This is a genomic window from Chryseobacterium sp. HNCC26DJ241 (assembly GCF_057180505.1).
Window position 1 is genome coordinate 1 of sequence record NZ_JBXUGL010000034.1, and the last position, 24747, is coordinate 24747.

General features: G+C 34.4%; 23 protein-coding genes and 1 pseudogene. 17 read left to right on the forward strand and 7 right to left on the reverse strand.

Annotation, left to right across the window (positions count from 1 at the left end; translation table 11 throughout):
• The 7 genes and pseudogenes from AC2A1C_RS13385 to AC2A1C_RS13415 all read right to left on the reverse strand — a co-directional run.
• Positions 1–509 (reverse strand): transposase (locus tag AC2A1C_RS13385; RefSeq protein ID WP_484026313.1); only part of this gene is annotated, 509 nt, incomplete at its 3' end.
• 207 nt (positions 510–716) lie between these two features.
• A pseudogene (locus tag AC2A1C_RS13390) lies at positions 717–1354 on the reverse strand (transposase); the annotation flags it as partial.
• A gap of 158 nt (positions 1355–1512) precedes the next feature.
• Complete coding sequence (locus tag AC2A1C_RS13395; RefSeq protein WP_484026314.1) at positions 1513–1905, reverse strand: hypothetical protein; 393 nt, start codon at positions 1903–1905, stop codon at positions 1513–1515.
• 129 nt (positions 1906–2034) lie between these two features.
• A complete protein-coding gene (locus tag AC2A1C_RS13400) occupies positions 2035–3357 on the reverse strand; it encodes a T9SS type A sorting domain-containing protein (RefSeq protein WP_484026316.1) in 1323 nt (440 codons plus the stop codon).
• Positions 3358–3473: 116 nt separating this feature from the next.
• Positions 3474–3923 (reverse strand): GNAT family N-acetyltransferase, encoded by a 450-nt coding sequence (locus AC2A1C_RS13405; RefSeq protein ID WP_484026317.1) that lies wholly within the window; start codon positions 3921–3923, stop codon positions 3474–3476.
• Entirely contained in the window at positions 3916–4539 is a 624-nt protein-coding gene (yihA, locus tag AC2A1C_RS13410; RefSeq protein WP_484026319.1) for a ribosome biogenesis GTP-binding protein YihA/YsxC, read from the reverse strand. The genes AC2A1C_RS13405 and yihA overlap by 8 nt, the downstream gene beginning before the upstream one ends.
• A 46-nt stretch (positions 4540–4585) precedes the next feature.
• Complete coding sequence (locus AC2A1C_RS13415) at positions 4586–5347, reverse strand: alpha/beta fold hydrolase (protein WP_484026320.1); 762 nt, start codon at positions 5345–5347, stop codon at positions 4586–4588.
• A gap of 238 nt (positions 5348–5585) precedes the next feature.
• Here AC2A1C_RS13415 and mraZ point away from each other — a divergent pair, with 238 nt between their 5' ends.
• The 17 genes from mraZ to AC2A1C_RS13500 all read left to right on the forward strand — a co-directional run bounded on the left by mraZ (position 5586) and on the right by AC2A1C_RS13500 (position 24713).
• Positions 5586–6053 (forward strand): division/cell wall cluster transcriptional repressor MraZ, encoded by a 468-nt coding sequence (mraZ, locus tag AC2A1C_RS13420; protein WP_484026322.1) that lies wholly within the window; start codon positions 5586–5588, stop codon positions 6051–6053.
• 43 nt (positions 6054–6096) lie between these two features.
• Positions 6097–6990: a 16S rRNA (cytosine(1402)-N(4))-methyltransferase RsmH gene (rsmH, locus tag AC2A1C_RS13425; protein ID WP_484026323.1), complete on the forward strand. Its 894-nt coding sequence runs from the start codon at positions 6097–6099 to the stop codon at positions 6988–6990.
• 77 nt (positions 6991–7067) lie between these two features.
• The gene (locus tag AC2A1C_RS13430) at positions 7068–7436 is read left to right on the forward strand and encodes an FtsL-like putative cell division protein (RefSeq protein ID WP_484026324.1); all 369 of its coding nucleotides are present in this window, start codon (positions 7068–7070) and stop codon (positions 7434–7436) included.
• Positions 7420–9414 (forward strand): penicillin-binding transpeptidase domain-containing protein, encoded by a 1995-nt coding sequence (locus tag AC2A1C_RS13435; protein ID WP_484026326.1) that lies wholly within the window; start codon positions 7420–7422, stop codon positions 9412–9414. The genes AC2A1C_RS13430 and AC2A1C_RS13435 overlap by 17 nt, the downstream gene beginning before the upstream one ends.
• Positions 9415–9482: 68 nt before the next feature.
• Positions 9483–10943, forward strand: coding sequence for a UDP-N-acetylmuramoyl-L-alanyl-D-glutamate--2,6-diaminopimelate ligase (locus tag AC2A1C_RS13440; protein ID WP_484026328.1), 1461 nt, complete (start codon positions 9483–9485; stop codon positions 10941–10943).
• 40 nt (positions 10944–10983) lie between these two features.
• Positions 10984–12225 carry a phospho-N-acetylmuramoyl-pentapeptide-transferase gene (mraY, locus tag AC2A1C_RS13445; protein ID WP_484026330.1) on the forward strand — a complete coding sequence of 414 codons (1242 nt, stop codon included), beginning with the start codon at positions 10984–10986 and terminating at the stop codon, positions 12223–12225.
• A gap of 105 nt (positions 12226–12330) precedes the next feature.
• Positions 12331–13656 (forward strand): UDP-N-acetylmuramoyl-L-alanine--D-glutamate ligase, encoded by a 1326-nt coding sequence (gene murD, locus AC2A1C_RS13450; protein ID WP_484026331.1) that lies wholly within the window; start codon positions 12331–12333, stop codon positions 13654–13656.
• 127 nt (positions 13657–13783) lie between these two features.
• The gene (locus AC2A1C_RS13455) at positions 13784–15019 is read left to right on the forward strand and encodes an FtsW/RodA/SpoVE family cell cycle protein (protein ID WP_484026332.1); all 1236 of its coding nucleotides are present in this window, start codon (positions 13784–13786) and stop codon (positions 15017–15019) included.
• An 81-nt stretch (positions 15020–15100) separates the two neighbouring features.
• On the forward strand, positions 15101–16207 hold the full coding sequence (gene murG / locus AC2A1C_RS13460; RefSeq protein WP_484026334.1) for an undecaprenyldiphospho-muramoylpentapeptide beta-N-acetylglucosaminyltransferase: 1107 nt from the start codon (positions 15101–15103) through the stop codon (positions 16205–16207).
• 38 nt (positions 16208–16245) lie between these two features.
• Entirely contained in the window at positions 16246–17601 is a 1356-nt protein-coding gene (murC, locus tag AC2A1C_RS13465) for a UDP-N-acetylmuramate--L-alanine ligase (protein ID WP_484026335.1), read from the forward strand.
• Between the two features lie 85 nt (positions 17602–17686).
• Positions 17687–18064, forward strand: coding sequence for a GxxExxY protein (locus tag AC2A1C_RS13470; RefSeq protein WP_484026336.1), 378 nt, complete (start codon positions 17687–17689; stop codon positions 18062–18064).
• An 85-nt stretch (positions 18065–18149) separates the two neighbouring features.
• Positions 18150–19178: a cell division protein FtsQ/DivIB gene (locus AC2A1C_RS13475; protein WP_484026337.1), complete on the forward strand. Its 1029-nt coding sequence runs from the start codon at positions 18150–18152 to the stop codon at positions 19176–19178.
• Positions 19179–19263: 85 nt separating this feature from the next.
• Positions 19264–20634: a cell division protein FtsA gene (gene ftsA / locus AC2A1C_RS13480; RefSeq protein ID WP_484026338.1), complete on the forward strand. Its 1371-nt coding sequence runs from the start codon at positions 19264–19266 to the stop codon at positions 20632–20634.
• 87 nt (positions 20635–20721) lie between these two features.
• On the forward strand, positions 20722–22563 hold the full coding sequence (gene ftsZ / locus AC2A1C_RS13485; protein ID WP_484026339.1) for a cell division protein FtsZ: 1842 nt from the start codon (positions 20722–20724) through the stop codon (positions 22561–22563).
• Positions 22564–22654: 91 nt separating this feature from the next.
• On the forward strand, positions 22655–23101 hold the full coding sequence (locus AC2A1C_RS13490) for a GatB/YqeY domain-containing protein (RefSeq protein ID WP_484026340.1): 447 nt from the start codon (positions 22655–22657) through the stop codon (positions 23099–23101).
• 168 nt (positions 23102–23269) lie between these two features.
• Complete coding sequence (locus tag AC2A1C_RS13495) at positions 23270–24181, forward strand: hypothetical protein (RefSeq protein WP_484026342.1); 912 nt, start codon at positions 23270–23272, stop codon at positions 24179–24181.
• Between the two features lie 121 nt (positions 24182–24302).
• A complete protein-coding gene (locus tag AC2A1C_RS13500) occupies positions 24303–24713 on the forward strand; it encodes a BrxA/BrxB family bacilliredoxin (RefSeq protein ID WP_484026343.1) in 411 nt (136 codons plus the stop codon).
• Positions 24714–24747 lie beyond the last annotated feature (34 nt).

The window sequence follows — 24747 nt, forward strand, 5'->3', positions numbered from 1 at the left end:
ATTTTTAGATGGATTTTTGAGCCTTGGTTTATTATTTTTATGACAATTTTCTTAGAAACAGCTCCTTTGGCTGCCATTTTTCTAAAATTATGTCCTATAGCCATCAGTAAAAACTCCAGTTCTACTTTTTCTAATCCTTTGAAAGTAAATCGGTTAAATTTATTATTGCTTTTCAGTTGTCCGAATACGGCTTCCACTTCTATCGGGCGTTTGCTTCGGTGTTTGAGACCTTCTTCACTTGTTAATAAATTTCTAGCCCTTTCTTTAAGCTCATTCAACCGATGGTTGACTTCTATTCTCCGGTTGCCTTTTGCATTGTGACACACCGCTCGAAGTGGACAATTGTTGCAGTTTTTAGCCTGATAATAAGAAACTTGCGATTCGTACCCATTGCTTGATGCTCGCTTTCCCATCCCCACTTTTTCCATTCTTTGTCCCATCGTACAGACATAAAAATCCTGTTCTTTATTGTAAAATAAATTTTGAACTAAAAATGGATTGTTTTTCATCTTTTTTTTCTGTTCGGCATGGAAATAATTATACTTCACATACGCTCAAATATTCTTATTTTCAAGCATTTTTTTAAGTACATTGAAGACGTTTTTTGATGCAGCCCGACTTGAGCGGAAATCCTTTTTTTGTTGCCGGAAAAGATTGGCAAAAAAAGATTGGGAGCGGAAGGCGGAAAAGCTGCCATAAAAATAACTTATATAAACTCTATTGAGTTCTGAGAGCTTTTCCTTTAACTCTTCGGAATTGATTTTTTTGGCAATTCTTCTTGGTTAAGTTCCTGATTTTCTGATTGGATACTGTTTTCTATATCCGATAAAATAGTACCTATTTTTGCCTCTAATTTTTCTTTGTATTTTTCCACAGAACCCCGCCAAACGAAAGTGTATCTGCCAGATTTTGCCTCAATTTTCGTCCCGTCAATGTACTGCACATCAAGGCTCACATAGCCCAATTCCACGAGCATCTTAACCACTTCTGCAAACAAATCTTTAATCTTGTCCTTCAAAATTTTTCCCCGAAACTCGTTGATCGTTCTAAAGTTGGGGGTAGAGTTCCCCGAAAGGTACATAAAATGAATGTTTTCGGTAAGTGCTTTTGCCATCTTTCTGCAAGAGTACAAATTGGACAGATAGCCATAAAACAGCACTTTTATCATCATTCTCGGGTGATAAGCGGAGCAACCTCCGCCAAGATAAAGACTCATAATCTCGCTAATATCCAACTGATTAACCACAGAATCTACCAAGCGAACGGGGTGATTCTCGGGAATCAGATCAAAAATATTGATAGGGAATAGTTCCGGAAAGTTGCCTGTTTGGGTTTTAAAGCTTACCTTAGCCATAGTTGTAATTTGTGCAACTCTAAGATAGCTTTTTTAGAGATAATCTCAACAATAAAAGGGCTGACCAAACTTTTTGGACAGCCTCTTTTTTATAAATTATCGGAACACATTTATGGCTAAAAAAACTATTTTGATTGTTGGTTTTTCAGATACAGATATCATTTGATAAAGTTCTTTTTCGCAGAAAACTTCAGTCCTCTATGCAAGGTAAGTTTCTCTTTCAAATGTGTAAAATAAGACTCTAATCGATTTGTAGTATAAGGAATTTCGGGATATTCCAGATAGGAAAACATATTAGGGATTGCGTTGATGACCAGAAATGTTGCTAAATGCAGATTTTTATGGGTAAACCAATCCCTTCCCGTTGACTCATTCATTGATTTTTCATTAATAAATTCCTTATTTTCCTCATACCAATGTTCAAGTTTCAGTAACCAAACATTGGCTTCTTCCTTGGTTTTAAGAAAAGTTATTTCTTTGGATAATTTAAGCAACTGCCTACTGATGAAATGCTTTGGGTTTTCACTCAAATATTTTTTAACCTTTTTCATAAAAAAACAAAGAGTATATTGAAATCACTTCCAATATACTCCTTTTAAAACACTTCTGGCAAAGACTTTAATGCACTTTTTAGGTGCTATTTTTTACTACTTTGTCATTTTTTATAAATAAATTAGAATTTATTTTTTGATAATTTTAGTTGCAGTAGATTTTCCATTCTCAAAATTCACCTTTAGAATATATACACCAGGTGTATAGTTAGTCATATCAATTTTATTTGTTGGTGAAATTGCATTAGAGGAAGATTTCCCACTTAAATCAATTATATCAATATTTTTGATTTTATCTTTCGAAGTAATATTTACATAATTGCTTGTAGGATTTGGAAAAACATTTACAACAGCTTTAGAAATATCACTTGTTGCCAAAAGTGGACTTAGTTTATTCATACCTCCAACCGTTGAAGATGTTGTAAATCCTCCACCGTAAACTGCTCCTGGTCCGGCAGCAGCCAATGCTGCAATTCCATCCGTATCTCCAGCGGCAGGAGTTATATCAGTCCAAGTTAAACCACCGTCAGTGCTTATGGATGAACCTCTAGAAGTAGAAGATGCACCTGAAGAAATCAAAGTTTGTGCTGTTCCAGGAACATACAATATATCTCCTGTATAAAAGGTTCCACTGGTACTAACAGGATTCCAATTTGCTCCACCATCAGTAGTACTAAATAATAATACACCAGTTCTATCTATTAGCCAAGCATTATTTGCGTCCTTCATTGTAAAAGTTCCACTTTGAGCCGTTGTACCAAAGTCACCTATTGGCGATTGAACAACAGTCCAATTTAATCCTTTGTTTGCACTTTTATAAATTCTTCCCTTATTTGTACCGAACCAATAGTTATCACCAATAGCAGCATCAATTGTTGTATAAGCATATTCTCCACTTAAAGGAGTTGGTAAGTTCGCGGAGGGAACTCTTGTCCAAGATGTTCCTCCGTTAGTAGTGGTATATATTTCAAAATACCCACCTATTGGATCACCAACAACAACTCCTGTATTTACATCCCAAAAATTGATTGTATCAGGGAAAGAAGCAGCATTATTAAACATTGTCGCTGATGAAACTTTGGTCCATGTTGTACCACCATCTGTTGTTTTATAAACACCGCCTTTTGCAGTTGCTCCAGTTATATACGCTGCATAGGCAACAGTTGCTGAAGGTGCGGCAAGGTCAGCAATTTGGTTTGAAGAACCTCCTACGTTGATATTTCCTGCAATCCAAGTTTGTCCACCATTAGAAGTTCTGGAAAATTGTTGATAATTTGCACCAGCTCCACTACCATCACCAGCTAAAGCCCAAACAGTGTTTGCATCTGAAAGTGATAATACAAGAGGGTAAGTACCAGCAGTAGGGAAGCTAGAGTTCTGCGTTGTCCATGAAGATTGAGCAGAAAGCATTAAGGATAGCAAAGCAAATCCAGAAAGTAAAAATTTTTTCATAAGATTAAAATTTATTGATTAAATAATTTGGAGCTAAATTAAAAAAAAAAATTAAAAAAAACGATAATTGTTATAAATTATAAAAGAATCCGTAATTCTTGTAAAGTAATTCGAAATTAGTGTCTTATCATTTCCGTATGTGGAATATTATCCTCAAGATATTTTTTACCAAAATCCTCGAAACCAAAGCTGCTGTAAAAAGGAATAAGGTAATTTTGTGCAGAGATTCTTATCGATGATGTATGAAACCTATTTTCTATTACTTCGACTGCATAAAACAACAATTGCCTTCCTAAATTTTTCCCTCTTCCATATTCTGTAGTTAGAACTCTTCCGATAGAAGCCTCATTATATTTTATTCCTTTGTCAAAGATTCGGCAATATGCGAGGACAATTCCTTCCCTTTCCGCCCAAAGATGTAATGCTTTTTGGTCGTAGTTTTCCAAATCAGGATAAGGGCAATCTTGTTCTACTACAAAAACATCAATGCGGGCTTTTATGATCTGATAAAGCTCTTCTGTTGTTAATTCTTCAAATGTTTTTATTTTCCAAACTAAATTATCCATCAAATTTTACTTTATTTTTAAATAGGAAGTCGTTGGTTTTTTCGATAAAATTCAAAATTTCTTCACAGCCTTCCTTTTTTTCAGCGGAGGTAATATATATATTGGGGAGTTCTTCCCAAGATTTTAAAAGTTCTGATTGGTAAATTTCTACATTTTTTCCTGCTGCATTTGGTTTCAGTTTATCGGCTTTTGTAAAAACAATAGAAAAAGGAACTCCACTTTCTCCGCACCATTCCATAAATTCTAAGTCAATTTTTTGAGGTGTGTGACGAATATCTATCAAGACAAAAAGGTTGACTAAATTTTTGCGGTTCAAGATATAATTGGTAATTAATTTTTCAAAATCCTTTCTAATGCTTTTTGAAACCTTTGCATAGCCATAGCCGGGCAAATCTGTAAGATACCAACTTTCATTCACTAAAAAATGATTGATAAGTTGTGTTTTACCAGGAGTTTGGGAGGTTTTTGCAAGATCTTTCCTATTCATCATCGCATTGATGAGAGAAGATTTTCCCACATTAGAACGGCCAATAAAAGCATATTCAGGAATTTTGGGTTCCGGACAATCTTGCCATTTCTGGCTGCTTTTTACAAATTCTGTAGTTTTAATAACCATATTTTGAAAAACAAAAACCATTAAGACTTCTTAATGGTTCATAAATTTAGGATTTATTTTTTAACCAGTTATATAATATTTCGTTGAATTCATCTGGTTTTTCCATCATTGCTGCATGTCCGCATTTATCCATCCAGAAAAGATCGGAATTGGGAATAAATCTATGCATATCTTCTGCAACTTCAGGTGGTGTTACATTATCTTGTTTTCCCCAAATGATACAGGTTGGGCATTTAATATTTGGAAGATCATTCAGCATATTATGTTTGATGGCGCTTCTTGCAAGCATTACGGTTTTTATACCCTTCATTCTGTCATTTACTACGCTGAAAACCTCATCTACAAGTTCATCAGTGGCAATCACAGGATCATAAAAAACCTCCTGAGTTTTTCTTTTGATGTATTCTTTATCACTTTTTCTTGGAAAGCTATCGCCGAAAGTTCTTTCATACAATCCGGAACTTCCTGTAAGAGTCAAATTTTTTACTAGATCAGGTCTCGTAATAGTAAGAATCAAACCAATATGTCCTCCCATGGAATTTCCAACAATGGTTACAGGTTCGTGGATGTGTTCGTCAATAAATTTGGCCACAAACTTGGCAAGAGAACTTAGGTTAGTATTAAGGACTGGCAAATCATAAATGGGAAGTTGCGGAACAAAAACTTTATAGCCTCTGATAGAAAAATAAGAAACCATTTTATCAAAATTGCTCAAACCTCCCATCAATCCATGCAAAAGGACTAAAGGATGTCCATTTCCTTCCTCAATATAGTTGAACTTCTTTTCTTTTTTAGTTTTAAAAATCATAAAATGATGTCAAGACATGCAAAAATACAAATTAAAGGATAAAAACAACACTATTCAAATTATTAATAGAATATTAAAAAATATGTACAAAATGTTACTCGTGAAGTTTAGAAAAAAGAATTTCAATAACCCTTTAATTATCAGAAAATTATGAATGAAAAGTAGAATTTATCCACATTGAGTCAAAAAGTGGGAAAAAGTGGGAAATTTTAGAAATAAATATATAAATTTGTCCCAAATGAATTATTTTTTTGAAACATACGAATGTAAAATCGATGATAAAGGTCGCCTCAAACTTCCTTCATCATTGGTAAAACATTTGGAAAACTTCACCAGCAAAGAACTTGTTGTGAAGAGAGCCGTGTTTCAAAAATGTCTGGAAGTTTACCCAATGAAACCATGGGAAAAACTTATGGACAAAATTAATGGACTTAATCGGTTTGTGAAAAAAAACGCAGATTTTATCAGAATGTTTACTGCTGGTGTAAAAACAGTAGAATTGGATAAGGCGGAAAGGATTCTCATTTCTAAAGACTTGAAAGTATTTGCAAACTTAGACAAGGAGATTGTGATTTCCGGAGTTGGAGAATTTTTTGAAATCTGGGATAAAGATGCTTATGAACAAAATATAAGCGTGAATGAAGCGGATTTTGCAAAATTGTCCGAAGAAGTAATGGGTTCTATTGATTTTGGGGACAAAGAATAATAGTAGTAACGCAATTAATAGTGTTATAAAAATAAAATAAAGAATGTATCACAATCCTGTTTTGCTGAAGAAAAGTGTTGATGATTTGGTGACAAATCCTGATGGAATCTATGTGGATTGCACTTTTGGAGGAGGTGGGCATTCAAGAGAAATTTTAGAAAGACTTTCAGAAAAAGGTAGACTTTTTTCTTTTGATCAGGATTTGGATGCGTTGGAAAACAAAATTGATGATCCGAGATTTACTTTGATCAATCAAAATTTCAGATTTCTGGAAAATTCACTTCTTATATATGGAATAAATCAGGTGGATGGAATTCTTGCTGATCTGGGCGTTTCTTCTCATCAGTTCGATGAAGCAGAAAGAGGTTTTTCCACAAGAAGCAATGCACCTTTGGATATGAGAATGAATGTAATGCAAACATTGGATGCAAAAAAAATCATCAATGAGTATGAAGAAGAGCAGCTTGCCGATATTTTTTACCATTATGGAGAATTGAGGGAAGCCAGAAAATTAGCAAGAGAAATTGTTCATCATCGTAAGAACAAAAAAATTGAAACAACGGAAGATCTGAAAAATTTGTTCAGCTACATTCCGCCACATAAACAGAATAAATTTTTTGCACAGGTTTTTCAGGCCATAAGAATTGAAGTGAATGAAGAATTGGAGGTTTTGAAGGAAATGCTGGTTCAGGCATACAGAATTTTAAAACAGGAAGGAAGATTGGTGGTGATTTCCTATCATTCTTTGGAAGACCGATTGGTAAAAAGATTTTTGAAAAACGGAATGTTTGAAGGTGAGCCGGAAAGAGATATTTACGGGAATTATAAAAAAGCGTTTGATCTTTTACAAAGCAAAGCCATAATTCCAGATAATGAGGAAATTGAAGAAAATTCCAGAGCAAGAAGTGCAAAAATGAGAGTGGGAATAAAAATTTAGTTGTTGGTTTATAGTTGAAAGTTGCCAGAAAAAATGCTGATAACAGCCAACTATTAACCGTCAACTGTCAACTAAAAATGGCTAAAAGAACAACATACAGACCTCAGAAAAGACTCACTTTTATAGATATTATAAAAGGAAATTTTCTGAATCGTGATGAAGTAAAAGTTCATTACAAATATTTTTTGTTGCTGTTTCTTTTGATGATGATCATGATTTACAGCAATCATTTGGTGAGCAAAAAAATAGAGCAGGTAAATGATCTGAAAGAACAAACCGAAGAATATAAATCAAGAAATGCGTATTCACAAAGTAAGCTGATAAAAGTAAAAATGGAATCAGAACTGGGAAAAGAAATGATAAAAGATTCTTTGCTTCCTTTGGAAAATCATCCGCATAAATTATTGATAAAACTGGACAGTACGAATAATGGCAAAACAAAATGATTACGATTTAAAACGCAAAAAAACATTGCGATGGGGATATCTTTTTACAGGTATCGCTTTCGTGCTGTTTGTGATTTTTCTCGGAAGAATTCTGATTTTGCAGAATACCAATGTAAAAGAAATTGAAAACGATTATATCAACAAAAATTATCGTGAAGCTACACTAAAAGCAGCGCGTGGAAATCTTTATGCATCAGATGGTTCTATTTTAGCAACAACGGTGATGCGTTATGATATTTATGTAGATTTTAAAACCATTAAAGATACTGTTTACAGCAATAATATAAGAGCACTTTCGGATTCTTTAGGAAAAATGTTTGATAAACCGAGCAGCTATTTTCTTTCAAAATTTGACGAACAACGGAAAAAGAAAAACCAATATTATGGCTTAGCAAAAGGGCTCGATTTTGATCAATATGACAGAATTCGCAAATTTCCAATTTTCAAAAAAGGAAAAAACAAAGGAGGATTTATTGTAGACAGAAATTACAAAAGAGAATTGGCAACTACAGAAATCGGAGCAGGAACTATCGGAATGGATAACGGTGAGTACAAATCCGGTTTGGAAGCTGCTTTTTCTAAATATTTAACAGGGACAAACGGAACTCGTCTTGAACAAAGGGTGAATTCTACCCAGTGGAAACCCATTGATTATTGGAAAGTAAAAGAACCTGTTGACGGAATGGATGTATATACAACATTGGATCTTAGAATTCAGGATATTGCACATTCCGCATTGGAAAAACAATTAATAGAATTTGATGCGGATCATGGCTGTGTTGTAGTGATGGAGACGGAAACAGGAAAAGTTCGTGCAATGGTTAATCTTCGCAGAACCGAACCGGGAATGTATGTTGATGCCTACAATTATGCTCTGAAAGATGCATCAGAACCGGGTTCTACATTTAAAACCGTTTCACTTTTAGCAGCAATGGATGATGGTTTTATCAATGAAGGTACAACAGTAAGTGTAGGAAATGGAAAATGGTCTTATGCAGGACAGCCGATTACAGATTCTCATGTGAAAGGAAATGGAGTATATGATATCAGTGATGTTCTTGCAGAATCCAGCAATGTAGGTGCAGCAAAACTGATTACAAAATATTACGGAGAAGATCCCGAAGTTTTTATTAATCATTTCAAAAGATGGAAACTTTTTGACAAAATGCAAATCGAAATTCCGGGAATTACTAAACCTTATATCGTAACTCCTCAAAACAAAAGGTGGAGCAAGGGAGCTTTAGCTTCGTTATCTTTTGGGTATGCTTCGAGATTTAATATTCTTCAGCTTACTACTTTCTATAACGGAATTGCAAACAAGGGAAAAATGGTAAAGCCTCTTTTTATTGATAAAATAATGAAAGACGGAAAAGTGCTTTATACCGCAAAACCGGAAATCATTGTCAATAAAATGGCTTCTCCTGAAGCGATTGATCTGATGACAAAAATGCTGACCAAAACCGTAGAAAAAGGTACAGCGAAAAGTATTTATACTCCCAATCTTAAGATTGCAGGAAAAACCGGAACCGCAAGATTTGAATATTGGAAAAGTTCAGGAAAATATCAAGCTGCTTTTACAGGTTTTTATCCTGTTAATAATCCAAAATATACCTGTTATGTAATGATCAATCAGCCCGATATTACAAAGGGATATTCCGGAGCAAAGGTTTCAGCACCGGTATTTAAAGAAATTGCAGGAAAGACATTCCTGAAAACGCCACAAAATGTAGAACGGGAAATGTTGGTAGACAAAAAAGTGGATTATAGCAAAATGGTGGAACCCAATGTAAAAATTGCCGTAAACGGAGGAATGATGCCGAATGTTACCGGACTTATCGGTAAAAATATAATTCCGCAATTGGAAAATCTTGGATATAGAGTAGATTATAAAGGAGTTGGAAAAATAAAAAATCAATTTCCTTTGGAAGGAACTTATATAAAGAAAAATCAGAGAATTTATCTCACATTGCAAAATTAGAAATGTAGAAACATGCTTTTGGCGTGTTCAAAAAAATAAAAACGCGATAAATCGCGTCCAATAAAAAAATGAACCTTACAGAATTATTAAACAGAATCCCAACTCTTGAAACTCACGGCAATATCAATCGTGATGTTTCGGAAATTGTCTTGGACAGCAGAAAAGCGAGTCACAATTCGTTGTATGTTGCCATTAAAGGAACAATTTCTGATGGGCATTCGTTTATTGGTTCTGCTATTGAAAACGGAGCGACGGTAATCGTTTGTGAAGATCTTCCAAAAAATCAAAATGAACAAATTACTTTCATCAAAGTAAAAGACTCGTCTAAAACTTTGGGACAATTAGCTTCTAATTTTTACGGAAATCCTTCTGAAAAACTACAACTTATTGGAATTACAGGAACTAATGGTAAAACAACGGCAACTACTTTGTTGTTTGATGTTTTCAAAAATCTTGGATTCAAATCTGCCCTCATTTCCACTGTGGAATACAGAATTGGCGACGAGATTTTTCCTTCCACTCATACCACTCCGGATGTTATTACTCTAAATAAAATTTTATCAAAAGCAGTAGATTCCGGTTGCGAATATGCATTTATGGAAGTGAGTTCTCACGGAGTAGATCAAAACAGAACGGAAGGATTGCATTTCAAAATAGCGGGTTTTACCAATATTACACACGATCATTTGGATTATCATAAAACATTTGAAAATTATTTAAAAACGAAAAAAAGATTTTTTGATGAGCTGCCAGAATCTGCAATTGCAATAACAAACATTGATGATAAAAATGGTAACATCATGCTCCAAAACACCAAAGCAAAAAAGAAAACCTATGCTTTGAAAACTTTGGCGGATTATCACGGAAAACTTTTGGAAGTGGATTTCAACGGGATGTTGCTGAATTTCAATGGAAAAGAATTCTGGACAACACTTTCAGGAAAATTCAATGTGTATAATCTTTTGTTGGTTTATGCTGTTGCTGTAGAATTGGGCTTTCATGAAGAAGATGTTTTGCAGGCGATTTCGAAATTAGAAAGAGTAAAAGGAAGATTTGAAACCATAAAATCTCCTTCCGGAATTTTCTTTATCGTTGATTACGCTCATACTCCTGATGCACTGGAAAATATTTTGGACAGCATCAATGAGATTCGTACCAAAAACGAAAGATTAATTACCGTTTTCGGTTGTGGTGGAGATAGAGACCACGCAAAACGTCCCGAAATGGGAAAAATTGCGACGAGAAAATCCACCTTGGCAATTATCACTTCTGATAATCCAAGAAGTGAAAATCCGAATGAAATTATAAAAGAAATTGAAACCGGTGTCGAACCGCAGAATTTTAGTAAATATACTTCCATTCCGGACAGAAAGGAAGCGATTAAAATGGCGATAAAATTTGCCGAACCGAAAGATATTGTTCTAGTAGCCGGAAAAGGTCACGAAACATATCAGGAAATCAGTGGTGTGAAACATCATTTTGATGATAAAGAAGTAATAAAAGAACTTTTGCAATTAATGGGAAAATAATATTTAACCATCAACTAACAACTATAAACTAACAACTAAAATGTTATACTACCTATACGAATATCTAAACACACACGGAATCCACATTCCGGGAATGAATTTGTTCAAATACATTTCGTTTCGTGCAGGAATGGCGGTTTTGTCTTCGCTTTTCATCGCTTTGGTGTACGGAAAAAGAATCATCAATTATCTCAGAAAAAAACAAATGGGAGAATTGGTTCGTGATCTTGGTTTGGAAGGGCAAAAGCAAAAAGAAGGAACGCCTACAATGGGAGGTTTAATTATTATTATCGCGACTTTAATTCCCGTATTGCTTTTTACAAGAATTACCAACGTGTACATTGTTCTTTTGATCGTTTCTGTGATTTGGATGGGAGCTATTGGTTTCTTGGACGATTATTTGAAAAAAATTAAAAAAAATAAAGACGGACTGAGCGGAAAATTTAAAATAATAGGACAAGTTGGATTAGGGTTAATTGTTGGAATTACAATGTTTTACAACTCCAATATCACAGTTAAAAGAAAATATGCAGATGCAAAAGTAGTGAACAGAAACAATGTTGAGAAAAATTTCATGTCCGAAGAAAGAATTCCTGTTTCCACAGTACCGATGATTAAAAATAATGAGTTCGATTACAGCGGATTATTATTCTGGATGACACCGGAAAAAGCGCATGAATGGGCTTGGATTGTTTTCATTCCTATTGTGATTTTTATTGTAACTGCAGTTTCCAACGGAGCTAATATTACCGATGGAATCGACGGACTTGCAGCCGGAACAAGCACGGTGATATTATTAACGTTAGCTTTTTTTGCATACGTTTCCGGGAACATCATTTTTGCGGATTATCTCAATATCATGTTCCTTCCGAATATGGGCGAAACCACCATTTTTGCTATTGCAATGGTGGGAGCAGTTATCGGATTTTTTTGGTACAACACATATCCGGCTCAGGTTTTTATGGGAGATACAGGAAGTTTAATGTTAGGAGGAGTTATCGCTGTTTTAGCGATTATTTTGAGAAAAGAATTATTAATTCCGGTGCTTTGCGGGATATTTCTTATAGAAAATATTTCCGTTATGCTTCAGGTTTTGGTGTTCAAATACAGAAAGAAAAAATACGGGTTAGAATATGCCCAAAACAACAGACTTTTCAGAATGTCTCCATTGCATCACCATTATCAAAAAGGAGGTTTTCATGAAAGTAAAATTGTGAACAGAATGATTATCATCGGTGTAATGTTGGCTATTATTTGCCTGATTACATTGAAAGTAAGATAAAATATAAAATTATAGAGTAGAAAATTGAAAGACTTAATTCGGCATTTTTAAAAAAAATTAAAATTTTTAAAAGATTAAATTTTTCAAGTTTAAATAAAAAAGCAAATGAAAATTGTAGTTTTAGGCGGCGGTGAAAGCGGTTTCGGAGCAGCATATCTCGCGAAGAAAAAAGGTTTGGAAGTATTTCTTTCAGACAAGGGAAAAATTCGTGAAAATTACAAGCAGCTTCTTATCGAAAACGAAATAGATTTTGAGGAAGAAAACCATGATGAAGAAAGAATTCTCTCCGCAGATTGGATCGTGAAATCTCCGGGAATTCCTAAAAAAGCTGCAATTATTGGAAAAATTCAGGAGAAGGGAATTCGTCTTTCTTCCGAAATTGAATTTGCTGCAGAATTCACCAATGCCAAAATTATTGCTATTACCGGAAGCAATGGGAAAACTACAACTACTTCTTTGATCTATCACATTCTGAAGAACGACAATTTTAATGTAGGTTTGGGCGGAAACATCGGAAAAAGTTTTGCAAAACAGGTAGCGGATGAAAACTACGAATATTATGTATTGGAAGTAAGCTCTTTTCAATTGGATGATATTCAGAATTTTAGACCTTACATTTCTCTTTTACTGAATCTTTCTCCGGATCATTTGGATCAGTACAATTACAATTATGAAGAATATGCTTTAGCAAAATTCAGAATTGCAGAAAATCAGGAAAATGACAATTATTTTATCTACAATCGTGATGATGAAATGAGTGTAAAACTTCTTGAAAAACTGGAGGTTAAGGCAAAAATGCTTCCGTTTTCATTAAAGGAAAAATTAAGAGAAGGAGGTTTTGTGGACGATGGAAAAATTATAGTAAAAGTTGCGGATGATTTTGCGATGGACATTGCAGAATTAAGTTTGGTAGGAAATCATAATGTAGCCAATAGTCTTGCTGCTTCTATTGCTGGTAAAATTCTGAAAATCAGTAATGAAAGTATCAGAAATTCATTAATGACATTTCAGGCGGTTCCGCATAGATTGGAGTTTGTTGCTGAAATTGACGGTGTTCGATACATCAATGATAGCAAAGCAACAAATGTAAATGCTGCTTATTACGCTTTGGAAAGTATGACTCGCCCCACCATTTGGATTGTTGGTGGAACAGACAAAGGAAATGATTATTCTGAAGTTGAACTTTTGGTAAAGAGAAAAGTAAAAGCGATTGTTTGTTTGGGAATTGATAATCAAAAAATTATTGATTTTTTCAAAGATAAAAAAGAGCAGATTTATGATACCTCAAGTATAGAAGAATGTGTGAATGTATGCAAATCAATTGCAAAAAATGGAGACACGGTTTTGCTTTCTCCATGCTGTGCAAGTTTTGATCTTTTTCAAAATTATGAAGATCGTGGAGATCAGTTTAAAGAACAGGTTTTAATGTAGGAATTCGCCAAGAGGCGAATTCAATAAAAATGCAGAAATTCACGAAGAGGTGAATTCAATAAAATTTAAGAATTTGTCAAGAGGCGAATTCAACAAAAAATAAGGGATTTTTCCTTAAAAAATTAAAATGAACGAACAAAATACAGACAGCAAATTCGAATTTCTAAAGGGCGACAAAGTGCTTTGGATGGTCATTATCGTGATCTCTGTGTTTTCCATTTTCCCGGTGTATTCTGCAAGTTCTAACTTAGAATATATTGTGAATAACGGAACAACTACGGGTCACGTCATCAAGCACATGATTTTTGTTGTTCTCGGTTTGGGAATTATGCGTGCTGTGGAAACTGTGAAATACGAATATATTGGAAAACTCAGTAGTATTTTATTGGGAATTACGATTGTTTTGTTGGTTTTAACGATGTTTACGGGTCAAACCATTGATGGAGCAAGTGCTTCCAGATGGTTGAAAATTCCGGGAACTCCGATTTCGTTTCAGCCTTCTACTTTTGCCTATTTGATGCTGATTATTTACCTGTGTCGTTATTTAACAAAAAAAATAAAAAGAGAGCGACTTCCGATAGAAAATATATTCTACATTTTTGGACCTATTTTATTGGTTTTCATTTTGGTAGCAAAAGATAACGGTTCTACCGCTTTGATGATTATGATGGTTTCCATCGCGGTTTTGGTAATCGGACAATTGCACTGGATATACGTAGCCGGATTTATTTCTACATCTGTTGTAGCCATTATTTTGTTTCTTTTGGTAGCGTTGAATACCAATATGATTGGTGGAAACCGTGTTCATACTTGGATGAGCCGTATCGAAACATTCACCAATTCTAAGAAAACAACCGAAGTGGATGATGAAAATCTGAAAGCAAAAAATTATCAGGTAATGCAGGCAAAAGCAGCCATTGTTCATGGTGGAATTACAGGAATGGGACCTGGAAAAAGTGCTTTGAAGCAGATGCTTCCACAATCGGCATCCGATTTTATTTTTGCCATTATTGTAGAAGAATATGGATTTTTTGGAGCATTATTTCTCATTTCCATGTATCTGATAATGATGATCCGAATAGTAATGATTGCCAGTAAAATGCCTGCATTTTTTGGTTCGTTGCTGGTTTTGGCACTTGGAATAATGATTTTTATACAATTATCAGTGAATATTGCGGTTGCTGTGAATTTAATTCCTGTAACCGGACAACCATTACCATTGATAAGTTATGGAGGAACTTCCATGTTGGTGACGTATTTACAATTAGGAATAATTCTGAATGTAAGCTCCAGAATTCAGGTGTACGATGAGGAAGGATTGAGCAAAAAGCAAAGTATTGAAGAAATAAATGATATTGCTTGATTAATATTTGAATTTAAAAGTCCCGAAGGGACGATTTAACATAGAATAGGGTTTTAACCCTAAAAAAATGATAAAATTAAAATGAATAAAAATTTAAAAATTCTAATGAGTGGTGGCGGAACAGGTGGACACATCTTTCCGGCAGTTGCTATTGCGCAGGAAATTCAGAAGAGATTTCCTAATGCGGAATTTTTGTTCATTGGTGCAAATGGAAAAATGGAAATGGAAAAAGTTCCGCAAGCAGGATTCAAAATTGAAGGATTGAATATTGCAGGATTTGACAGAGGAAATCTTTTGAAAAACATTGGTTTACCTTTTAAATTAATTTCCAGTATTTCCAAAGCGAAGAAAATTATTAAAAATTTTAAACCGGATTTTGCTGTCGGAACAGGAGGTTTTGCAAGTGGACCGGCTTTGTATGCAGCTTCAAAATTGGGAATTCCGATTTTTATTCAGGAGCAGAATTCATTGCCGGGAAAAACCAATATTTATCACGGGAAAAAAGCGAAAGCGGTTTTTACGGCTTATCCGAATATGGATCATTTCTTCCCGAAATCCAAAACGTTTTTCTTGGGAAATCCAATTCGTCAGAATATCATTTCCGATTTAATTGATACGGAAATGGCAAAAGAAAAATTAGGTTTAGATAAAAATAAATTAACCATTCTTTCTGTCGGAGGTTCGCTCGGTTCAAGAACATTGAATAACGGTTGGAAAGATAATTTGGAAAGTCTAAAAGGAAAAGGATACCAGCTAATCTGGCAAACTGGGAGATTAGATTTTGTAGAAATTACATCCAACATCCAACATCCGACATCCATTCAGATTAAAGAATTCATTTCCGATATGGCTTTAGCTTATTCTGCTGCTGATGTTATTGTTTCCAGAGCAGGAGCAATTGCAATTTCGGAATTGGCAGTAGCAAAAAAACCAGTGCTTTTGGTTCCGTTTCCTTTTGCAGCAGAAGATCATCAGACAAAAAATGCTTTGACATTGGTCGAAAAAAATGCAGCAAGAATGGTAAAAGATTCGGAAATGAAAGAAAAATTCTGGACGACTTTAATGGAAATTTGTGAAAACGAAAGTGTAAGAAAAGAAATGTCTGTAAATCTTGAATTTTTTGCAAAACCAAAAGCTACAGAAGAAATTGTAGATGAGATATTAAAAACGTTACAAAGTAGGATGTAAAAAGTACATTGTACATAGGACATTATACATATATAAAGATGAAACTTTTAAACACATATCAGAATTTTTATTTCGTGGGAATCGGCGGAATTGGCATGAGTGCACTTGCTCGTTATTTCCATTCCATTGGCAGAAATGTTTTGGGATATGATAAAACCCAAACCAAACTGACTTCTCAATTGATTTCGGAAGGAATTGATATTGTGTTTGAAGATACGATCGATGAGAAAGTAACCAATTTAAGTAAAGAAAATACATTGGTGATTTATACACCTGCAATCAAGCAGCTTGGAATTTTGGAGTGGTTCATGGAACGTGATTTTTCTGTGATGAAAAGGGCAAAAGTTTTAGGCTTGATTACTGAAGATACTCAATGTATTGCCGTTGCAGGAACTCACGGAAAAACAACAACTTCCACTTTAATTGCGCATTTGTGCAAAGAAGCCAACCTTCCTTTTTCGTGTTTTTTGGGTGGAATTGCAGAAAATTTTCAGTCGAATTTTCTTTACAACGGAAACGAACTTTCTGTAGTAGAAGCCGATGAATACGATAGAAGTTTCCTAAATCTTTCTCCGGATTGGTCGGTTATTACTTCCATTGATGCCGATCATTTGGATATTTATGGAGACAAAAATACGATTGAACAAGGTTTCCGTGATTTTGGAGCTTTGGTTGAAAATGACAATCAGCTTTTTGTAAGAAAAGGAATTGATATTGGAAGACCACACAAAACCTATGCTGTAAATGAAGAGGCAGATTATTATTCGGATCGATTGCATATTATCGGAGATTGGATGATGTTTGATTTTCATGATGGTGATGAAACCATAGAATTTTCATGGCAGATTCCTGGAATTCACAATGTAGAAAATGCAACCGCAGCAATTGCTCTGCTTCATAATCTTGGAGTGAGTTATGATGTTTTGAAAAAGGGAATTTCATCTTTCAAAGGAATTAAAAGAAGATACACCAAACATATTTTTGAAAACGGAAAAATTTATATTGACGATTATGCACATCATCCAACTGAACTGAATGCAGTAATCGGATCTGTAAGAACATTTTATCCGGATAAAAAATTATTGATTGCTTTTCAGCCACATCTATTCAGCAGAACAAGGGATTTTGCGGATGGATTTGCAGAAAGTCTGAGTAAAGGTGATGAACTTTTGCTTTTGGATATTTATCCTGCAAGAGAACTTCAGGAAAATTATCCCGGCATTACTTCAGATTGGCTTTTGGAAAAAGTAAAATTGGAAAAGAAAGAAGTATGCAGTTTGCAGGAAGCCTTTGAAAAAATTAAGGAAAAGGAATTCGATATTCTCATCACTGTTGGAGCAGGAAATATTGATACACTTTATGATCCGATAATGGAATGGCTTTCTAAAATTTAAACACAAGGTTCGCAAAGAAAGTTATAAAAATATTGAAAATAAGTTTGAACGCAAAGGCGTTTCACTTAGCAAATGAAATTTGAAAATGAATGAAAATGAAATTTCAAGTATTGTATTTGATGCAGGCATGAAAATTCATCGTAAGCTTGGAATTGGTCTTTACGAAAATGTTTATGAAGAATGTTTGGCTTACGAACTTAAAGAAAGAGGATTAATCGTCGAAAGACAAAAAGATATTAAAGTTGAATATGAAAATTTAATTATTGAAAAAGCATTTAGAATTGATTTATTAATTGAAAACAAACTGATAATTGAAGTAAAAGCTGTCTCTGAGATTAATAATTATCATTTTTTTCAGCTTTTAAATTATTTGAGATTAACGGAACTAAAATTAGGAATGATTTTAAATTTTCATTCACCATTATTTAAAAACGGAGTAAAGAGAGTTGTAAATAAATTATAAACATAATTGCTGAGTGAAACGCCTTTGCGAACGAAAGTAATCGAAAACAAAACTTTGTGTTCGTTGCGTTAAAAAACAAGAATAAATGAAAAACAAATACAGAATACTTAAAATTTTAGTAACAGTCATCATTCTCGGATTTCTGTTGAGTTTCTCTTTGAAGAGATTCAGCAATCAGAAAATTACGGACGATAAAGTATCTGTAAAACTTAATGAAGGAGGGACACAGGTTTATTTCATCGGTGAAAATGAAATTAAAGATATTGTAAAAAAATACAACCCTTCCGGAAAAATCGGAGATGTCAATATCCCGGAATTGGAGAAAAAAATAAATCAGCTTTCGGCTGTCGATAGTGCAAATGTGTACCTTAATCTGAATGGGAAGCTCAATCTGGATGTAAAACAAAGAGTTCCTGTTTTCAGATTAAATAATGCAGAAAAAGATTTTTATGTAGACGAAAAAGGGATTGAATTTCCCATATCAAAAAATTATTCTCATCCATGTATGTTGGTGATGGGAAATGTAAAGCAAAAAGAATATAAAAAGCTGGCAGAACTCATAAAATATATTGATAAAGATGATTTTAGCAAGAAATATTTTATTGGGATTTCTAAAGAAAACGGAAGCTATAATTTGCTTACAAGCGAAGGAAATTATAAGGTAGAAATTGGTGATCTGGAGAATATTGAATTTAAAGTAAAAGGATTTAAAGCATTTGTAGAAAAATTTCTGGTGTATCAAGATCCGCAGAAATACAATAAGATTTCGGTAAAATATAACAATCAGATTGTGACTACACTTAATCCGTATTTCAAAGAAAACGATAGTGTTTTGCAAGTGGGACAAAAAGAATTGGCAAAAGCACCAGAATTAGCCAAAAAGAAAGAAGAAACAAGAAGCACGGTAGTTGCGGAGAAAAAAGTTTCCACCACTGCCAAAACAGTAAAAAAAGAAACTCCAAAATCTACGGTGAAAAAATCGGAATCAAAGCCGAAAGAAAAATCAAAAAATACAGCAGCTAAGAAAACAGAAAAATCAAAAACAACAAAAACACAAACAAAAGAGAAATCAAAAACGACAACCAAACCAAAGGCAAAAGTTAAAATAGAATAAAAAATCAGTCGCAAAGCGACGACTTAATAAAGGATAGGATGAAATCCTATTATTAATAATAAAAAAAATCAAATCGATATATACAATGGAAAATCAAGAGTATTCAGTAGGACTGGACATTGGGACAACGAAGATTGTTGCCATTGTCGGTAGGCGAAATACTCACGGGAAAATCGAAGTTCTCGGAGTAGGACGTGCTAAAAGTCTTGGCGTTCACAAAGGAATCGTGAACAATATTTCGCAAACCATCAATTCCATCAAAGCAGCGGTGGAAGAAGCAGAAAAAAGTGCAGGAGTTCCGATCAGAAAAGTAACGGTAGGAATTGCAGGAAAACACATCCGTTCTCTTCAACATTCGGATTATATTATGCGTGAAAAACCGGAAACGTATATTACAGAAGACGATATCGAAATTCTGAAGGATCAGGTAAAAAAATTGGTAATGCTTCCTGGTGAAGAAATCATCCATGTTCTTCCTCAGGAATATAAAGTAGATTCTGAAGGAGAAATTCATGAACCTATCGGAATGCACGGAAAACGTTTGGAAGCCAATTTCCACGTTGTAGTCGGACAAATGGGAAGCATCCGAAATATTGCAAGATGTGTGAAAGAAGCCGGTCTTGAAATGGAAGCGCTTACTTTGGAACCTTTGGCTTCTTCCGAAGCAGTTCTTACAAAAGAAGAAAAAGAAGCCGGAGTTGCAATTGTAGATATTGGTGGCGGAACTACGGATATTGCCATTTTTAAAGATAATATTATTCGTCATACTTGTGTCATTCCTTATGGTGGCGGAATTATTTCTGAGGATATTAAAGAAGGATGTTCCATTATCGAAAAACATGCGGAACAATTGAAGGTGAAATTCGGTTCTGCACTTCCCGAAATGGAAAAAGAAAGTACGTATGTTACCATTCCTGGACTTCACGGAAGACCGGACAAAGAAATTTCCCTGAAAACTTTAGCTCAGATTATTAATGCAAGAGTGGAGGAAATTCTGGAAATGGTAAATACGGAACTAAAAGCGTATGGAGCTTTTGAACAAAAGAAAAAATTAATTGCAGGAATTGTACTTACAGGTGGAGGTTCCAATCTCAAAAATCTGAGACAGCTTGCCAATTATTCTACAGGATTTGATAGCAGAATTGGTTTTGCTAACGAATATGTTGCGAATGATAAAAACCAACATTTGAAAGGCCCGGAATTTGCAACCTCTATCGGTCTTCTTATGGAAAGTTTGAAAATAAGAGATAAAAAAGCAGCGAACATTCAACAGGAAGAACCGATACAACAAGAAGTAGTAAAAACAGAATCTGCTCCGGTTTCACAATCTGAAACACAAGTAATTCAAAATGAAGTTCAGACAGTTGAAGAATCTGTAGAAAAAAGAAAAAATAAACTTACTTTCGGTCAGACTTTGATGGAGAAGGTGAAGAAATTTTTTGAAGAAGTAGAATAATAAACATTAATGATAAACGATAGTTGATAAATGAAAACACATCAATTATAAATTATCAATCATCAATTATAAAAAAAAAATTAAGATATGGAAGGTTTTAGCACACAAGGATTTTCATTTGATTTGCCAAAAGGAAATTCCTCAATTATAAAAGTAATTGGAGTTGGTGGTGGCGGAAATAACGCCCTGAAACACATGTACGAAAAAGGAATTCACGGTGTAGATTTCGTAATTTGTAATACCGATGCACAAACGTTGGACAATAATCCTGTTGCCAATAAAGTTCAACTTGGAATTACCATGACAGAAGGTCTTGGAGCAGGAGCTGATCCGGAAGTTGGGGAAAAAGCAGCAATTGAAAGCATCGACGAAATCAAAGCAGCACTTGGTCAAAATACAAAAATGGTTTTCATTACTGCTGGAATGGGAGGTGGAACCGGAACCGGAGCTGCTCCCGTTATTGCGAAAGTGGCAAAAGAAATGGGAATTCTCACTGTAGGAATTGTTACCGTTCCTTTCAGTTTTGAAGGAAAAAGAAGATTGGATCAGGCAGAGCTTGGTTTGGAAAAACTTCGTAACAATGTAGATTCTTTGATTGTCATTAATAACGATAAACTAAGACAACAATTCGGGAATCTTGGTTTCAAACAAGGATTTTCAAAAGCCGATGAAGTCTTGACAAATGCAGCAAAAGGAATGGCAGAAGTAATCACCGGATATTTTGATGTAAACATCGACTTCCGTGATGCAAAATCTGTTCTTGCCAATTCCGGAACAGCATTGATGTCTACCGGAACCGCTTCCGGAGAAAACAAAGCGGAAGATGCGGTGAAAAAAGCACTGGATTCTCCATTATTGAACGATAACAAAATCACCGGAGCGAAAAACGTTCTTCTTCTTATCCGAAGCGGAAATGAAGAGGCAACAATGGACGAAATCGGATTAATTAATGATTATATTCAGAGAGAAGCCGGAAATACTGCGGATATTATTTTCGGGGTTGGAACGGATGAAGAACTGGGTGATGCAATCAGCGTTTTGGTAATTGCAACAGGATTTGCAAAAGATAATCTGAAACATTCCGGGCCAACTGAAAAAATAAAATTCAACCTTCATGATGATGTAAAAAAAGAAGAAAGACAATCTCCTTTCAAATCAAGATATGAAGCGGAAAGTGACGTGAAAACGGAAAACTTCGGAGGAAAAAATTTTTTTAGATTAGAAGATGATGGCAATTCTGATGTTCCTCAGTTTAAGGCATCATCTCCTGAAAAAAAAATGATTATTGAGGAAGAAATTCCGACTCAGATTCAATTTTTTGGGGACGATCATGAAAATGAAAATTTCGACATGATTGAAGAACAGGAAGAAGTCAATCTTTTTTCATATTCCGATTTTGATGATGAACCACAATCTGAATCTTTCACATTTGAAGTAGAAGACAGACCTTCTCCAAAACAAGAAATAAAAAATGAAGAAGAAAAACCGGTAGAATTTAGCTTTTTTGTGAATGAACCTGTGGAAAACGAAAGCGTTTTTGAGATAAATGAAACAAAAGCGGAAGATAAAGAAGAGCCGGTACAAAATTTCCAAAAAACAGAACCGATAAAAGACGATCCTGTTACAGAAATCAATGAAGAGCCAATTTCTTTTATGGAAGAAAATAGTGGATTTACCTTCATTAGCAAAACTTCTAATCACGATCAGAAAGTTCAGGAAAGAAGAAACAAATTGAAGGAATTCAATTCTCGTTATCAAGTTTTAGAAAACGAAATGGATTTTGAAAAAATTCCTGCATTCAAGAGAAAAAATATCAACATTGATAGCCAAAATGCTTCTGAACAGCAGATCAATTCTTTCCTTTCTGAAAATGAAAGAGGACAAATTCAGGTGCGTGAAAACAGATTTTTAAATAAAGACGTAGATTAATAAGTTGATAGTTTACGGTTGATAGTTGATAGAACGGATTAATGATATAACTATCAACCGACAACTATCAACTGACAACAAATTTAAAATTATGAGTTTAGAAAATACCATAAACGAAGCCATTAAAACGGCAATGCGTGAAAAGGACAAAGTAGCTTTGGATTCTCTTCGTGCTGTAAAATCCCAGATTCTCCTTTTGAAAACGGAAGCAAAAGGAGCGGAAGTTTCTACTGAACAGGAAATTGCCATTTTGCAAAGAATGATCAAGCAGAGAAAAGATTCTTTCGAGCAATTTTCTGCTCAGGGAAGAACCGATTTAGCCGAAGTAGAAGAAGCGCAAATGAAAGTAATTGAGCAGTTTCTTCCGAAACAGCTTTCCGCAGAAGAACTGGAAACAGAAATGAAAAAAATAATTTCTGAAACCGGAGCGGAAAGCCTAAAAGATTTAGGAAAAGTAATGGGAACTGCTTCAAAAGTTTTAGCCGGAAAATCCGACGGAAAAAGCATTTCCGAAATGGCAAAAAAATTACTTTCATAAATAATAGTTGTTAGTTGATAGTTGTCGGTTGATGGTTTTGACTATCAATAAATCAGCTAAAGACCAGCAATTAAACAAGGATATTCAACCTTTGCATATCGATTTGATGTAGCCTGAAACGTTTTTGTTTCAGGCTTTTTATTTTATATTTTTGCGTTTTAATAAACTATGAATTTTTCAATTTTTACTTTCAAAAGAGAATCGTATTTGGTTTTTTTCAGACAGGCGATATTTTTATTTTTTCTTCTTGTTTCTTTTTTTGGGAGATCTCAGGATTTGATTCATCATACGACAAGTTGGTTTGGCCCAAATGCGAATCCCGTGCCGGAATTTACAGATGCTACTATTCCTATGGAAACCCATTTTACTACTACTGCGGATTACTATTTCGGACATGGAGATCAAACCGTTTCTTCCAACATGAAATTTGAAATTCCATTACTAAAAGGTAAAGTTTCTCTTAAAACTTGGGCTACAGTTTTGGAACATTTTCAGGTAACGGACGAAGTGAAAGAAAAAAGAAAAATGCTTCATAATTCCGGAATTGCATCTGGAGATGTATATATACAGACTAGAATTTCTCTTTTTAAAGAAAAGAAGAATTTGCCGGCTATTATTTTTAATGCTACTTTAAAAACCGCTTCCGGAAGCAGTTTCAAAGACAGACGATTTTTTAATACAACAGGATATTATTTCGATGCGGAATTTGGAAAATCATGGATGTTGCAAAATAATTTAGTAAATGAAATCCGATTAGTAGGAAATTTAGGATTTTTTTCTTGGGATGTGCAAACTCCTAACTTAAATGTTCAGGATGATGCTCCGATGTATGGACTGAAACTAATTCTTAAAAATAAAAAAGCAAGCTGGGAAAACACTCTTTCCGGATATAACGGTTGGATTAATCGGATTGAAGATTATGGAAATAAGCCGGTAGTTTTTGCTTCCAAATTTTTGATTCAACCTAAAAAAACGTCCTATTTTCTTCAATTTCAAAAAGGAATTAAAGATTTTCCGTACGATCAGATAAGATTTGGAGTTGATATTCCAATGCAATTTCTGACTCCCAATTTTCAATAATCTGACAAAATGTAATAATAGATTTTTGGTATAATTTTGATAGAATATTTGGTGCAAAAGTATTCTGATTTATTGATTATTTTTGCGAAACCATTTTAACCAATTTAAATTTATATACATTATGTATCCACAAGAACTTGTAATGCCAATGAAGGCAGAACTTACAGATAAAGGATTTGAAGATTTGACAACGCCGCAACAGGTGGATCAAGCCTTAAAGCAATCCGGAACTACACTTTTAATGATTAACTCTGTTTGCGGTTGTGCAGCTGGAGCAGCAAGACCCGGAGTTTTATATTCTTTAACGGGAGATAAAAAACCGGATCATTTGGTAACTGCTTTTGCAGGATTTGACGTAGATGCGGTTGCTGAAGCTAGAAAATTATTAGCTCCGTTTCCACCAAGTTCTCCATGTGTTGCTCTTTTCAAAGACGGAGAATTGGTTCACATGTTGGAAAGACATCACATTGAGGGAAATCCTGCCGGTGCAATTGCTGCCAATCTTCAGGCTGCTTATGAAGAATATTGCTAAAAAAACTGAAAATATAGTTCATCAAAAACCGCAA